This window comes from Streptomyces europaeiscabiei (assembly GCF_036346855.1).
Classification (GTDB): Bacteria; Actinomycetota; Actinomycetes; order Streptomycetales; family Streptomycetaceae; genus Streptomyces; species Streptomyces europaeiscabiei.
In genome coordinates this window covers 2,879,023-2,892,652 of sequence record NZ_CP107841.1, presented here as the reverse complement: position 1 = coordinate 2,892,652, position 13,630 = coordinate 2,879,023, and the positions used below count along the sequence as shown (strand labels likewise).

At 71.5% G+C, this 13,630-nt stretch carries 10 protein-coding genes; 7 read left to right on the top strand and 3 right to left on the bottom strand.

Going from position 1 to position 13,630, the window contains the following annotated elements; genetic code table 11:
- Window positions 1-4: 4 nt before the first annotated feature.
- The 5 genes from pspAA to OG858_RS12545 all read left to right on the top strand — a co-directional run bounded on the left by pspAA (window position 5) and on the right by OG858_RS12545 (window position 8,125).
- Entirely contained in the window at window positions 5-283 is a 279-nt protein-coding gene (gene pspAA, locus OG858_RS12565; RefSeq protein ID WP_086750511.1) for a PspA-associated protein PspAA, read from the top strand.
- A 146-nt stretch (window positions 284-429) separates the two neighbouring features.
- Window positions 430-1,632 carry a sensor histidine kinase gene (locus OG858_RS12560; protein WP_086750513.1) on the top strand — a complete coding sequence of 401 codons (1,203 nt, stop codon included), beginning with the start codon at window positions 430-432 and terminating at the stop codon, window positions 1,630-1,632.
- Window positions 1,633-1,724: 92 nt separating this feature from the next.
- Window positions 1,725-2,411: a response regulator gene (locus OG858_RS12555; RefSeq protein WP_086750510.1), complete on the top strand. Its 687-nt coding sequence runs from the start codon at window positions 1,725-1,727 to the stop codon at window positions 2,409-2,411.
- Between the two features lie 205 nt (window positions 2,412-2,616).
- Window positions 2,617-5,751: an efflux RND transporter permease subunit gene (locus tag OG858_RS12550; protein ID WP_327723891.1), complete on the top strand. Its 3,135-nt coding sequence runs from the start codon at window positions 2,617-2,619 to the stop codon at window positions 5,749-5,751.
- 118 nt (window positions 5,752-5,869) lie between these two features.
- Window positions 5,870-8,125 carry a protein kinase domain-containing protein gene (locus tag OG858_RS12545; RefSeq protein ID WP_086750508.1) on the top strand — a complete coding sequence of 752 codons (2,256 nt, stop codon included), beginning with the start codon at window positions 5,870-5,872 and terminating at the stop codon, window positions 8,123-8,125.
- A 31-nt stretch (window positions 8,126-8,156) separates the two neighbouring features.
- Here OG858_RS12545 and nadA read toward each other — a convergent pair whose 3' ends face one another.
- Window positions 8,157-9,341 carry a quinolinate synthase NadA gene (gene nadA, locus OG858_RS12540; protein ID WP_086750507.1) on the bottom strand — a complete coding sequence of 395 codons (1,185 nt, stop codon included), beginning with the start codon at window positions 9,339-9,341 and terminating at the stop codon, window positions 8,157-8,159.
- 349 nt (window positions 9,342-9,690) lie between these two features.
- On the opposite strand from nadA, the gene OG858_RS12535 reads away from it, so the two are divergent.
- Window positions 9,691-10,047 (top strand): HesB/IscA family protein, encoded by a 357-nt coding sequence (locus OG858_RS12535; RefSeq protein WP_037693510.1) that lies wholly within the window; start codon window positions 9,691-9,693, stop codon window positions 10,045-10,047.
- A 187-nt stretch (window positions 10,048-10,234) separates the two neighbouring features.
- Here OG858_RS12535 and OG858_RS12530 read toward each other — a convergent pair whose 3' ends face one another.
- Both OG858_RS12530 and OG858_RS12525 read right to left on the bottom strand, forming a co-directional pair.
- Window positions 10,235-12,223 (bottom strand): hypothetical protein, encoded by a 1,989-nt coding sequence (locus tag OG858_RS12530; protein WP_328544911.1) that lies wholly within the window; start codon window positions 12,221-12,223, stop codon window positions 10,235-10,237.
- A gap of 84 nt (window positions 12,224-12,307) precedes the next feature.
- Entirely contained in the window at window positions 12,308-12,517 is a 210-nt protein-coding gene (locus tag OG858_RS12525; RefSeq protein ID WP_037693507.1) for a hypothetical protein, read from the bottom strand.
- A gap of 135 nt (window positions 12,518-12,652) precedes the next feature.
- On the opposite strand from OG858_RS12525, the gene OG858_RS12520 reads away from it, so the two are divergent.
- Window positions 12,653-13,627 (top strand): carbohydrate kinase family protein, encoded by a 975-nt coding sequence (locus OG858_RS12520; RefSeq protein ID WP_086754411.1) that lies wholly within the window; start codon window positions 12,653-12,655, stop codon window positions 13,625-13,627.
- The last annotated feature ends 3 nt before the right edge of the window (window positions 13,628-13,630 follow it).

The window sequence follows — 13,630 nt, the reverse complement described above, 5'->3', positions numbered from 1 at the left end:
CGACATGATCGTACGGATCATGGGGGAGGGGCAGGTGAGGCTGGACGACGTCCACTTCACCGAGTTGAACAAGCTGGACGACGTGCTCCTGGCGGAAATGGAGGTCGGCGACGGCCCAGGCTTCCGCCGTACCCTCCACGCCCTCCTGGACAAGGTCCGAGAACTGGGCACGACCCTGCCCGACGACTCCCTGGAGCCGTCGGAACTGATCCTCCCGGCGCCGGACGCGACGCTGGAGGAGGTCAGGGAGATGCTGAGCGACGACGGCCTCATCCCAGGGTGATCGCACCGACGCGGGGGACCGGGCCGAAGGGCTGTCCAGGGGCGCGGGGCCGTGTCGATCAGCGGCTCCGGCGCGGGGCGCGACCGGCCCCCACCCACCCGCACCCGAACAGTCCGCCGTCTCTCGCATCGCGCGCCAGGGCCTGGCTGACGGCACACCCCACCGCGCTGGACGCGGCCCTCGCCCTCGGCGTCCTCGTCGCGATGGTCGCGGGCGCCTTCGTCGACCCTCACGCCCAGCACGGCGACAAGTGGGGTGCCCGTACCCCCGACGGCCTCAGCATCGTGCTGATGGTGCCGGCCGCCGCCGTCCTGATCGCCCGCCGCCGCGCGCCCCTGGCCGTGCTGGCCGCGACCTCCGCCCTCACCCTCGCCGAACTGGTGACCGGTGACCCCCGGGCCCCCGTCGCGATGTCCGCCGTCGTCGCCCTGTACGCCGTCGCCTCCACCACCGACCGCCCCACCACCTGGCGTGTCGGCCTGCTCACGATGACCGTGCTCACCGGTACGGCCATGCTCGCGGGCCCGCTGCCCTGGTACGACCAGGAGAACGTCGGCATCTTCGCCTGGACCGGCATGGCCGCCGCGGCCGGGGACGCCGTACGCAGCCGTCGCGACTTCGTGCACGCCATCCGGGAGCGCGCCGAGCGGGCCGAGCGCACCCGCGAGGAGGAGGCGCGTCGCCGGGTCGCCGAGGAGCGCCTGCGGATCGCCCGCGACCTGCACGACGTCGTCGCCCACCACATCGCCCTGGTCAATGTGCAGGCCGGAGTCGCCGCGCACGTCATGGACAAGCGGCCCGACCAGGCCAAGGAGGCCCTCGCCCACGTCCGCGAGGCCAGCCGCTCCGCACTCAACGAACTCCGCGCCACCGTCGGTCTGCTCCGCCAGTCCGGCGACCCCGAGGCCCCGACCGAACCCGCCCCCGGTCTGGTACGGCTCGACGAGCTCGTCGGCACCTTCCACAACGCGGGCCTGGCGGTCGAGGTGGCCCGCGCCGACCAGGGAGTGAGCCTCCCGGCCGCCGTCGACCTCGCCGCTTACCGCGTCATCCAGGAAGCCCTCACCAATGTGCAGAAACACGCGGGGCAGGAGGCGAAGGCCGAGGTCAGCGTCGTACGCGTCGGCCCGAACATGGAGATCACCGTCCTCGACAACGGCACCGGGCGGGCGAGGACGGACGGCGAGGAGGCCGACGGCGGCGGGCACGGACTCCTCGGCATGCGCGAACGCGTCGCCGCGATCGGCGGCACCCTCACCACCGGCCCCCGCTACGGCGGCGGCTTCCGCGTCCATGCGATCCTGCCGCTCAAGACCCGAACGACCGCCGCGGAAGCCGTACGACCGTGAGCGGTAAGGCCGTTCCGCGAGCTGTACGACCGTGAGCCGTAAGGCCGTTCCGCAAGCCGTACGACCATGACCAGCACCCCGGGGGACCCCGCATGACGATCCGTGTCCTGCTCGCCGACGACCAGGCCCTGCTGCGCAGCGCCTTCCGGGTGCTCGTCGACTCGGAGCCGGACATGGAGGTCGTGGGGGAGGCGTCGGACGGGGCGGAGGCGGTGCGGCTCGCGAAGGAGGAGCGGGCCGATGTCGTACTGATGGACATCCGGATGCCGGGCACGGACGGGCTCGCCGCCACTCGCCTGATCAGCGCCGATCCGACGCTCGCCCACGTCCGCGTCGTCATCCTCACCACCTTCGAGGTCGACGACTACGTCGTGCGGTCGCTGCGCGCCGGCGCCTCCGGGTTCCTCGGCAAGGGCTCCGAGCCGGAGGAACTCCTGAACGCGATCCGCGTGGCCGCCGGCGGCGAGGCGCTGCTGTCGCCCACCGCGACCAAGGGCCTGATCGCCCGCTTCCTCGCCCAGCCGGACGACTCGACCGACGGCGACGGCGCCGCCGCCCGCTCCGAGCGGCTCGCCACACTGACCAGCCGCGAGCGCGAGGTGCTCGGGCTGGTCGCGGGCGGGCTTTCCAACGACGAGATCGCCGAGCGCCTGGAGGTCAGCCCGCTGACCGTGAAGACACACGTCAACCGGGCCATGGCCAAGCTCGGCGCCCGGGACCGGGCTCAACTGGTGGTCTTCGCTTACGAATCGGGGCTGGTACGCCCACGGGTGGACTGAGAGCCGCCCGGGACTACTCCACTCGGAGTATGCGCGCTGTAAGGAAATGGCCCTGGGGGGCGAGGGAAGAGGGGGTCCCCATGGCCCAGGGTATGAGGTGAGCGCTCACATATGCTTCACACAGGCGACACATGAGGCACCCGTGCCGCATGTGACACATGGGCGTTCGTCCTCCGCTCACGCCACAGAAGAGAGACCCTGACCCATGTCCTGGCTGTCTCGGTTCAGCCTCGCACAACGGGCCCTCGTCGGTCTGATGTCGATCATCGCGCTCGTCTTCGGGGCGATCGCGATACCCCAGCTCAAGCAGCAGCTGCTGCCCACCATCGAACTGCCCATGGTGTCCGTGCTCGCCCCCTACCAGGGCGCGTCCCCGGACGTGGTCGAGAAGCAGGTCGTCGAGCCCATCGAGGACAGCCTCGAAAGCGTCGACGGCATCACGGGCGTCACCTCCACCGCCAGCGAGGGCAACGCCCTGATCATGGCGTCCTTCGACTACGGACCCGGTACCGACCAGCTCGTCGCCGACGTCCAGCAGGCCGTCAACCGGGTCCGGGCGCAGCTGCCTGACGACGTGGACCCGCAGGTGATCGCGGGCTCGACGGACGACATGCCGACCGTCGTCCTCGCCGTCTCCTCCGACCAGGACCAGCAGGCCCTCGCGGACCAGCTCGACCGGACCGTCGTGCCGACCCTCGAAGGCATCGACGGCGTCGGCCAGGTCACCGTCGACGGCGTACGGGACGTCCAGGTCACCGTCACCCCCGACGACGCGAAGCTGGCGAAGGCGGGCCTGAGCACGATGGCCCTCTCCCAGGCCCTCCAGGCGGGCGGCGTCACCGTCCCCGCGGGCTCCTTCGACGAGGACGGCGCCAACCGCACCGTCCAGGTCGGCGGCGGCTACACCTCGCTGGAGCAGATCGAGAACCTGATGGTGCGCGGCGAGGGCGCGAAGAAGCCCGTGCGCCTCGCCGACGTCGCCGCCGTGAAGGAGGAGCAGGCCAGGGCCGACTCCATCACCCGCACGAACGGCGAGCCCAGCCTCGCGGTCATGGTCACCATGGACCGGGGCGGCAGCGCGGTCGCCATCTCCGAGGCCGTCGAGGACGAACTGCCGGCCATGCGCCGGGACCTGGGCTCCGGCGCCACCGTCACCGTGGTCAGCGACCAGGGCCCGGCGGTCTCCAAGTCGATCGACGGCCTGACCACCGAGGGCGCCCTCGGCCTGGTCTTCGCGGTCCTGGTCATCCTGGTCTTCCTGGCGTCGATCCGTTCGACCCTCGTCACCGCGGTCTCCATCCCGCTGTCGGTGGTCCTGGCGCTGATCGTCCTGTGGACCCGCGACCTCTCCCTCAACATGCTGACGCTCGGCGCGCTGACCATCGCCATCGGACGGGTCGTCGACGACTCGATCGTCGTCCTGGAGAACATCAAGCGTCACCTCGGCTACGGCGAGGAGCGCGAGGAGGCGATCCTCAAGGCGGTCCGTGAGGTCGCCGGCGCGGTCACGTCCTCCACCCTGACGACGGTCGCGGTCTTCCTCCCGATCGGCCTGACCGGCGGCATGGTGGGCGAGCTGTTCGGCAGCTTCTCGCTCACCGTGACGGCGGCCCTCCTGGCCTCCCTCGTGGTCTCGCTGACCGTGGTCCCGGTGCTCTCGTACTGGTTCCTGCGCGCCCCGAAGGGCACGCCCGAGGACGCCGAGGAAGCACGCCGGAAGGCGGAGGAGAAGGAGGCGAAGAGCCGCCTCCAGCGCTTCTACGTCCCCGTCCTGCGCTTCGCCACCCGCCGCCGCCTGACCAGTGTGGCCATCGCGGCCGTCGTGCTGATCGGCACGTTCGGCATGACCCCGCTGCTGAAGACGAACTTCTTCGACCCGGGCGACCAGGAGGTCCTCAGCCTCAAGCAGGAGCTGAAGCCCGGCACCAGCCTCGCGGCGACCGACGAGCAGACCAGGAAGGTCGAGAAGCTGCTCGCCGGCACCAAGGGCGTCAAGGACCACCAGGTCACCATCGGCTCCTCCGGCTTCATGGCCGCGTTCGGCGGTGGCACCGACTCCAACCAGGCCTCGTACAGCGTCATGCTGGACGACTCGGCCACCGCCGCGGACGTCCAGGACACGATCGAGAAGGGCCTCGCGGGGCTCTCCGGGATCGGTACGACGACCGTCGCGGTCGGCGACGCCTTCGGCAGCCAGGACCTGAGTGTGGTCGTGAAGGCCGCCGACGCCGACGTCCTGCGCAAGGCCGCCGATCAGGTCCGTGACGCGGTCTCGACCATGGACAACGTCACGGACGTCACCAGCGACCTCGCCACGAGCGTGCCCCGTATCTCGGTCAGGGCCACCGACAGGGCGGCCGCGGCCGGCTTCGACGACCAGACCCTCGGCGCGGCCGTCTCCCAGGCCGTACGCGGTACGACCAGCGGCCGGGCCATCCTCGACGACACCGAGCGGGACGTCGTCATCAGGTCGGCGAAGCCCGCCGAGACGCTTCAGGAGCTGCGGGACCTGCGGCTGGGCCCGGTCAAGCTGCGTGACATCGCGGACGTCGAGCTGGTGGACGGCCCGGTCTCCATGACCCGGATCGACGGCCAGCGGGCCGCGACGATCACGGCGAAGCCCAAGGGCGACAACACCGGCGCGGTCAGCGCCGACCTCACCGCCAAGCTGGACGCCATCGACCTCCCCGAGGGCGCCACGGCCGCCATCGGCGGCGTCTCCGAGGACCAGGACGAGGCCTTCGCCTCCCTCGGCCTCGCGATGCTCGCGGCGATCGCGATCGTCTTCATGCTGCTGGTCGCGACCTTCCGGTCCCTGATCCAGCCGCTGATCCTGCTGGTCTCGATCCCGTTCGCGGCCACCGGCGCGATCGGCCTGCTGATCATCACCGGTACGCCCATGGGTGTCCCCGCGATGATCGGGATGCTGATGCTGATCGGCATCGTGGTGACGAACGCGATCGTGCTGATCGACCTGATCAACCAGTACCGCCGCCAGGGCTACGGCACGGTGGAGGCGGTCATCGAGGGCGGACGCCACCGTCTGCGGCCCATCCTGATGACGGCGCTGGCGACGATCTTCGCGTTGCTGCCCATGGCCCTCGGCATCACGGGCGAGGGCGGCTTCATCGCCCAGCCCCTGGCCGTGGTCGTCATCGGCGGCCTGATCACCTCGACGCTCCTGACCCTCCTCCTGGTCCCGACCCTCTACACGATGGTCGAGATCCGCAAGGAGCGACGGGCGAAGAAGAAGGCACTGAAGCGCTCCGGCACCTCGTCCGAACCGACGGAGTCGACGTCGGGGTCCGAGTCGGAGAAGCCGGAGCCCGCCGGGGTCTGACGCCCCCGAGGCCCGGAGCGGCCGGGTCCCGAACCGTGAGCGTTCGGGACCCGGCCGTTCGTGTGCCCGCGTTACGTATCCTGTGCCTCGAACTGCTTCACGGGGGAGGGACCCGGGCGTGGCCCTGCACAGCGACGACCCGAGATCTGTCGGCGGGTACAAAGTGGTCGACCGCCTCGGAAACGGTGGCATGGGCGTCGTCTACCGGGCTCGGGCACGCTCCGGCCGAGAGGTCGCCGTGAAGGTGGTGCACGCCCAGTACGCGCAGGACCCCGTCTTCCGCACCCGCTTCCGGCAGGAGATCGAGGCCGTCCGCAAGGTCAGCGGCGCCTTCACCGCGGCCGTAGTGGACGCCGACCCGGAGGCGGAACGCCCCTGGATGGCGACCCAGTACGTGCCCGGGCGCTCGCTCGCCCAGCGGATCCGCGACCGGGGCCCGCTCCCCGACACCGAGCTGCGCCCCCTGGCCCTGGGACTCGTCGAGGCGCTGCGGGAGATCCACCGGGCCGGTGTGGTGCACCGGGACCTGAAGCCGGCCAACGTCCTGATGGCGCAGGACGGCCCCCGCGTCATCGACTTCGGCATCTCCCGCGCGACGGAGAACCTCAACCTGACCGAGACCGGACAGATGATCGGCACCCCGCCGTTCATGTCCCCGGAACAGCTCACCGACGCCCGCACGGCAGGCCCGGCCTCGGACGTCTTCTCGCTCGGGACCCTCCTGGTGTACGCCGTCACCGGGCGGGGCCCCTTCGACGCGGACAGCCCCTATCTGACGGCCTACCGGGTGATCCACGACGAACCGGTGCTGGACGGGGTGGACGGGCCGCTGCGGGGCGTCCTGGAACGCTGTCTGGCCAAGGAGGCCGCCGACCGTCCCGGACTCGTCGAACTGGCACAGGAGTTCGCGACCGCCCTGCCGGAGCCCGATCCGGACGACCTGCCGGTGGTGACGCTGCGCGCGGACACGGAGGACGTTGCGACGGAGCCCCGCACGGGGCCCGGGGCGGACCCCGAACCGGCCACCCGGCCCGCCCGCCGACGCCGTGTCCGGCCCCTGCTCGCCGCGACCGGCACCGCCGGTGTGCTGGTCCTCGGGCTGACGGCCTACCTGCTGGGACCGGGCGGCGTGAGGACGACCGACACGGCGGCACCCGCGCCGACCGCGACCTCCCGCTGGACGGCGCCGCCCAGCGGCTGGAAGCCGTGGCAGACGACGGTGTTCGCGAAGGCGTCGGCCGGTACCCGCGGGCCGCTGCCCTCGAACGACGGCCGCAACGGCGGCGCCCCCTCCTGCCAGGTGCACGGGAACGCCGTCTACTGCGGAGGCGAGGGAGTCCTCCCCATCCGCGTCGACGGCAGGACCGGAAAGACCGTCTGGCGGGCCGACCTCGTACCGGCCACCCACGAGCGGGATCGGTACTACGCCTCGGTCGTCGGTGTCCGGGACGGCACCGTCCTCGTGCAGCAGACCGTCTTCAGCGGCGAACCCGTGGTGGACCCGGTCGATCTCGTCGCCCTCGACGCGGACACCGGGGAGCGGCTGTGGACCCGTCGGGTGGACATCACCGAGATCGCCCCGGCCCTGACCGGCGGCCTCGTCCTCACCCCCGAACCCGACGGCGTGACGGTCACGGCCCGTTCACCGCGCACGGGCGCCGAGCGCTGGTCCCTGCCGATGCCCGCCGGCCACCACTGCACGTTCACCACGGCCGGAGCGGGCACGTACGCGCACTGCCGACCGGTGACCCGGGACGCCAAGGCGACGAATTCGGAATCCCGGGTCCTGGTCGTGGACCGCGCCGACGGCTCCGCCAGGACCGTGAAGGTACCGCTGAACAGCGTTCTCCTCGGCGTGAAGCAGTCAGACCTGGTCCTGGTCGCGGACGGCACCGAGGACACCGACGCGACCCCCGGCAGCGACCCGACGTACGACACGATCCTGCTCATGGACCTGGAGACCGGGACCCGAGTGCGGACCAAGCCGGGCGAGAACGGGCGGGGCCGGGCGGCCCTGACGGGCGGCATGCTGCTGTTCACCCGGTCCGACGGCCGGGTGACCGCCGTGTCACCGCACACGGGCGAGCTGCTGTGGCGGACCAGGACCAGTCTGGAACGGCCGGGCGAGCCCGGGTACGACGCCGTGACGGGCACCGTCTACCTGGCCAGCGACACCGGCAGGGTCGCTGCGCTCGACAGGCTCAAGGGCACCCTGCTGTGGGAGACGCTGCCCCGTGCCACGCCGACCTGGTCCGTCCAGGGCGGCGCTCCCTGGGCGCTGCCCCACGAGGGAGCGCTGTTCGTGGCCGTCTCCGACGGCACCCTCTTCTCCCTCGACCCCGCCCACCCCGACCGGGAGCCCGTGTCGGGGTGAGCGCGCGCCGCGCCGCTGCGCGGGCCAGGGGCTACGGCAGCGCCAGCATCCGCTCCAGCGCCAGCTTCGCGAACGTCTCCGTCTCCTTGTCGACCTCGATGCGGTTGACGAGGGTGCCCTCGGCGAGGGACTCCAGGGTCCAGACGAGGTGGGGCAGGTCGATGCGGTTCATGGTGGAGCAGAAGCAGACCGCGCGGTCGAGGAACACGACCTCCTTGCCCTCGGGCGCGAAACGGTTCGCCAGCCGGCGGACGAGGTTCAGCTCGGTCCCGATGGCCCACTTGGAACCGGCGGGGGCCGCCTCAAGGGCCTTGATGATGTACTCGGTCGACCCGACGTAGTCCGCCGCCGCCACGACCTCGTGCTTGCACTCGGGGTGGACGAGGACGTTCACGCCCGGAATCCGCTCCCGTACGTCGTTCACGGACTGCACGCTGAAGCGGCCGTGCACCGAGCAGTGTCCGCGCCACAGGATCATCTTCGCGGCCCGCAGCTGCTCGACCGTGAGACCGCCGTTCGGCTTGTGCGGGTTGTAGAGGACACAGTCGTCGAGCGACATCCCCATGTCCCGCACGGCGGTGTTGCGCCCCAGGTGCTGGTCCGGCAGGAACAGGACCTTCTCACCCTGCTCGAAGGCCCAGTCCAGCGCCCGCTTCGCGTTCGACGAGGTGCAGATCGTGCCGCCGTGCCTGCCGGTGAAGGCCTTGATGTCGGCGGAGGAGTTCATGTACGACACGGGCACGACCTGCTCGGCTATGCCCGCCTCGGTCAGCACGTCCCAGCACTCGGCGACCTGCTCGGCGGTGGCCATGTCGGCCATGGAGCACCCGGCGGCCAGGTCCGGCAGGACGACCTTCTGGTCGTCGCCGGTGAGGATGTCCGCCGACTCGGCCATGAAGTGCACACCGCAGAACACGATGTACTCGGCCTCGGGGCGCGCCGCCGCGTCCCGGGCCAGCTTGAAGGAGTCGCCCGTGACGTCCGCGAACTGGATGACCTCGTCGCGCTGGTAGTGGTGGCCCAGCACGAAGACCTTGTCCCCGAGCTTCTCCTTGGCCGCGCGGGCGCGCTCCACCAGGTCGGGGTCGGACGGGGAGGGGAGGTCACCCGGACACTCGACACCCCGCTCGCTCCGCGGGTCGGCCTCGCGGCCGAGCAGCAGCAGGGCGAGGGGCGTCGGCTGTACGTCGAGCTCCTGGGTCTGGGCGGTGGTCACGGCACGCACCCTTTCTGTTCTGCGGCTCGCCGTCCGGGTGAGGGTCGGCGGGACATCCGGGCTATCCTTTTCGTCGAATTGACGCTATCTATCATAACCGCTTCACGTCACTTTGACGATGCCCATATTGTCGATGTGACATGAATCCCGGCGGACGGCCCGGAGGGCTCGGCCGCCGCGCGTCGCGTGGGGTTGTCCACAGCCCGGGCGACCCGGTGCCCATGCCGCGGACCATGTGCGAGCATGAAGAGAGACGCGAGGGGAAATCCGCGCGGCCCGGAATGAATCCGGGGCTCCGGCGGTTGCACCCGTCGGCAAGCAGTCTCCGTACAACCCGGGAGAGATGTAGATGTCCGTATCGGACGAGACCGGCACCGTCACCGACGGCATCATCGTGACCGACGCCGCCGCGGAAAAGGTCAGGACCCTGCTCGACCAGGAAGGCCGTGACGATCTGGCGCTCCGCGTCGCCGTTCAGCCCGGCGGCTGCTCCGGCCTGCGTTACCAGCTCTTCTTCGACGAGCGCTCGCTCGACGGCGACGTCGTGAAGGACTTCGACGGCGTGAAGGTCATCACCGACCGCATGAGCGCCCCGTACCTGGGCGGCGCCACCATCGACTTCGTCGACACCATCGAGAAGCAGGGCTTCACCATCGACAACCCGAACGCGACGGGCTCCTGCGCCTGCGGCGACTCCTTCAGCTAGGGTCCCCGCCCGCCCGCGGCAGTCGTACGCGCACGGCGACGATCAGGTACGACGAAGGCGGCGTCCCCTCCAGGGGGACGCCGCCCTCGTATGGCCATCGGCGGGCTCGGCCGTGGTGCCGTGTCCAGCCCGGCTCCGGCTGCGCGATCCCGCCCCGCGAGATCGCCCCGCCGTCCGATCCGACGGCCTACCGGTTGCCGAGCGGCCCGCCCAGCGGGATCTCCTCGCCGTCCGATCCGACCACCGTCCGGCCGTCGAGCGGCTCGTCCAGCCGTACCGTCAGCTCGATCTCCTTGGCGATCAGGATGCAGACCCTGCCCTCCTGCGGGGTGTCGGTCACGGTCAACGTCACCTCGTCCGACTCCTCGCGCACCGAGGCCGAGTAGTCGCTGCACACCCCTCCCCAGAAGGTCACGGTCAGCTCGTCCCCGTCTTCGTCCAGCGTGAAGCCCTGGAGCCGCACATCGCGCGAGGACGGACCGGTGGACGGTGTGTCATCCGGCTTGCCGGGCTTCTCGGTCGGCTCCGAGCGGGGCTCTGGGGTGGCCAGGTACTTCGGGTCGATCGCCGGATGCGTCACCGTGTAGGTGTCCCCGGCCCCCGTCGGCCGCACCTCGAACAGCCAGGACGGCACCAGCGCCGGGCGGCCGTCGACATGGTGCGAGGCGAGCCCGAACACCGCCTTCTCGACAGCGACGGTCTCCGCCTTCGGCAGCCTGGTCACCCCCTCGCACGGCGTCTCGTCCGCCACGACCGCCCCGCTCTCGGCGACCGTCCCGTTCTCACCCTCCAGCGGTACGGGACCGGCGCAGTCGCCGATGCCGCCGCCCTCGGTGCCGACGCCCTGCCCCGAGCCGTTCATCAGCTCCAGCGCCCGCTCCGCGTCCACGACGGGATACGTGTCGCTCTTCACCGGCGACTTCATGTTGCCGCTGCCGCCGACCACCTGGCCGTCGGCGCCGATCTGGAGGCCGGTCGACCAGCCGTACGTGGGAAGCCCACCCACCTCGGGGTCGGCGTTCACCACCCGTACGGCGCCCATGAGCTGGGTGGCGTCGACCTTCGCGTCGTCCTGGCCGACGGCCTTGAGGACAGGTGCCGCCGCCTTCCTGGCCGCCGCCGCGCTCACCGGGTCGCCGCCCTCGGCGGTGCCGGACGTGCAGACGTCGACCTTCTGGCAGTTGTCGGTGCCCGGCGTGTAACGGTTGAACGTCCACGTTCCCGGCGCCTGCCTGTTCACGTGGAGCACCGGCCCCGAACCGTCCCCGGCCGCGCCCACCTGCCAGGCCTCGCCCTCGGCCGTCGGGCTGCCCTCCACCCCGAGCGCCTTCGCCAGTCGCGCCACCTCGGCGGCCGTCACCTCGCCCTCGACCGAGTACACCGGAGCAGAGCCGGGGCCGTCGGGCAGGTCGTCGCCCGCGCGATAGGTCACCCCGTCGGGGTTCGGCTCACCGGGCGCGATGCCGTTCGAACCGCCGTCGGTGTAGCCGTCGAGCGCGAGCGGCGGGGGAGTGCCGTCACCGCCGGGCGCGCCGGCGCCCTTGGCGTCGCTCCCGGGCCCGCCGGAAGCGGTGGTGGCGAGGAACGCCCCACCACCGCCGACCAGCAGCACCGCGGCGGCCACCGACGCCACGGCCACCCGGGAACGCCGCCCACGCGGCTGCTCGGCACCGCCGACGTCCACGACATGACCGCCGCCGCTGCCATCGCCGTCACCCGGACCGCCGTCGCTGTCAGCGGCGGCTACGTCACGGTCGTCCACGCCACTCTCCGGGGCCGGAACCTCAGCCGGGGCCGGAACCTCAGCCGGGGCCGGGGCCTCAGCCGGGGTCGGAACCTCAGCCGGGGCCGGAACCTCAGCCGGGGTCGGAACCTCAGCCGAGGTCGGGGACGAAGCCGGGGCCGGAGCCGAAGGCTCATCGGCCCGGTCGGCCGCGTCGGCCCGGTCGGCCGCGTCGGCCCGGTCGGCCGCGTCGGCCCGGTCGGCCGCGTCGGCCCGGTCGGCCGCGTCGGCCCGGTCGGCCGCGTCGGCCCGGTCGGCCGCGTCGGCCCGGTCGGCCCGGTCGGCCGCGTCGGCCTCGGTGACGTCATCCCCGGCAGCCCTGATCTCCTCGGTGGCGTCGGGCGCGGGGCCCTCGTCCGGGTTCTCGGGGGTGTCGGGTCGCTCGGAGTTCACCGCATTGCTCCTTCGGCAGGTCGTACACCGCATCCCCTATACGGGGGACAGCGATGGGACGCGGCGGAGGAGCCGACGGTTCCCTCAGTCGCCGTACTCCGGCATCGCGTCCACCAGCCGCGCGGACGTCGCCGGCACGGTCACCCCGTGAATGAGCGAAGGGGACACCGGAGCCGTAATGACCTTCGCGGGGGCCGCCCAGTGCGGAGCCATCCGGGCGCAGTCGCCGCGCAGCGCCGCAAGGCCGCCGTCCGGGTCGAACGGAACGGTGCCGTGGATCTTGGGGTTCGTCATAACGGCACCGTACGCACCACGGGCCCCGCGAAGAAAGGCCTACTATCGGGTAGTTTTGCCTGCTTCAGAGCACGTGGACGACCCGGTAGCGTGAACTGTCAATCCCCTCTTCCTTCGCAGGAGCGTGTCCTCGCCGTGCGTATCGCAGTCTCCGGCTCCATCGCCACCGACCATCTGATGACCTTCCCGGGCCGCTTCGCCGACCAACTCGTCGCGGACCAGCTGCACACGGTCTCCCTCTCCTTCCTCGTCGACCAGCTCGACGTACGCCGGGGCGGTGTCGGCGCGAACATCGCGTTCGGCATGGGACAGCTCGGCACGCGCCCGATCCTGGTCGGCGCGGCGGGCTCGGACTTCGACGAGTACCGCGCGTGGCTCGACCGGCACGGTGTGGACACCGCCTCCGTGCGCATCTCCGAGACGCTGCACACGGCCCGTTTCGTGTGCACCACGGACGCCGACCACAACCAGATCGGCTCCTTCTACACCGGCGCGATGAGTGAGGCCCGCCTCATCGAGCTGAAGACCGTCGCCGACCGCGTCGGCGGCCTCGACCTCGTCCTCATCGGCGCGGACGACCCGGAGGCGATGCTCCGCCACACGGAGGAGTGTCGCTCCCGGAACATTCCGTTCGCCGCGGACTTCTCCCAGCAGATCGCCCGTATGAACGGCGAAGAGATCCGGATACTGCTGGACGGCGCCACGTACCTGTTCTCCAACGAGTACGAGAAGGGCCTCATCGAGTCCAAGACCGGCTGGTCGGACGCGGAGATCCTCGCCAAGGTCGGTCACCGGGTGACCACGCTCGGCGCGCAGGGTGTACGCGTCGAGCGCGCCGGTCACGACCCGATCGAGGTGGGCTGCCCGGAGGAGGAGCGCAAGGCCGAGCCCACGGGCGTCGGCGACGCGTTCCGCGCGGGGTTCCTCTCGGGGCTGGCCTGGGGGGTCTCCCTGGAGCGGGCGGCCCAGGTCGGCTGCATGCTGGCCACGCTGGTCATCGAGACGGTGGGCACGCAGGAGTACCAGTTGCGCCGGGCGAACTTCATGGACCGGTTCACCAAGGCGTACGGGGACGAGGCCGCACAAGAGGTTCGCGCGCACCTCGGCTGAGAG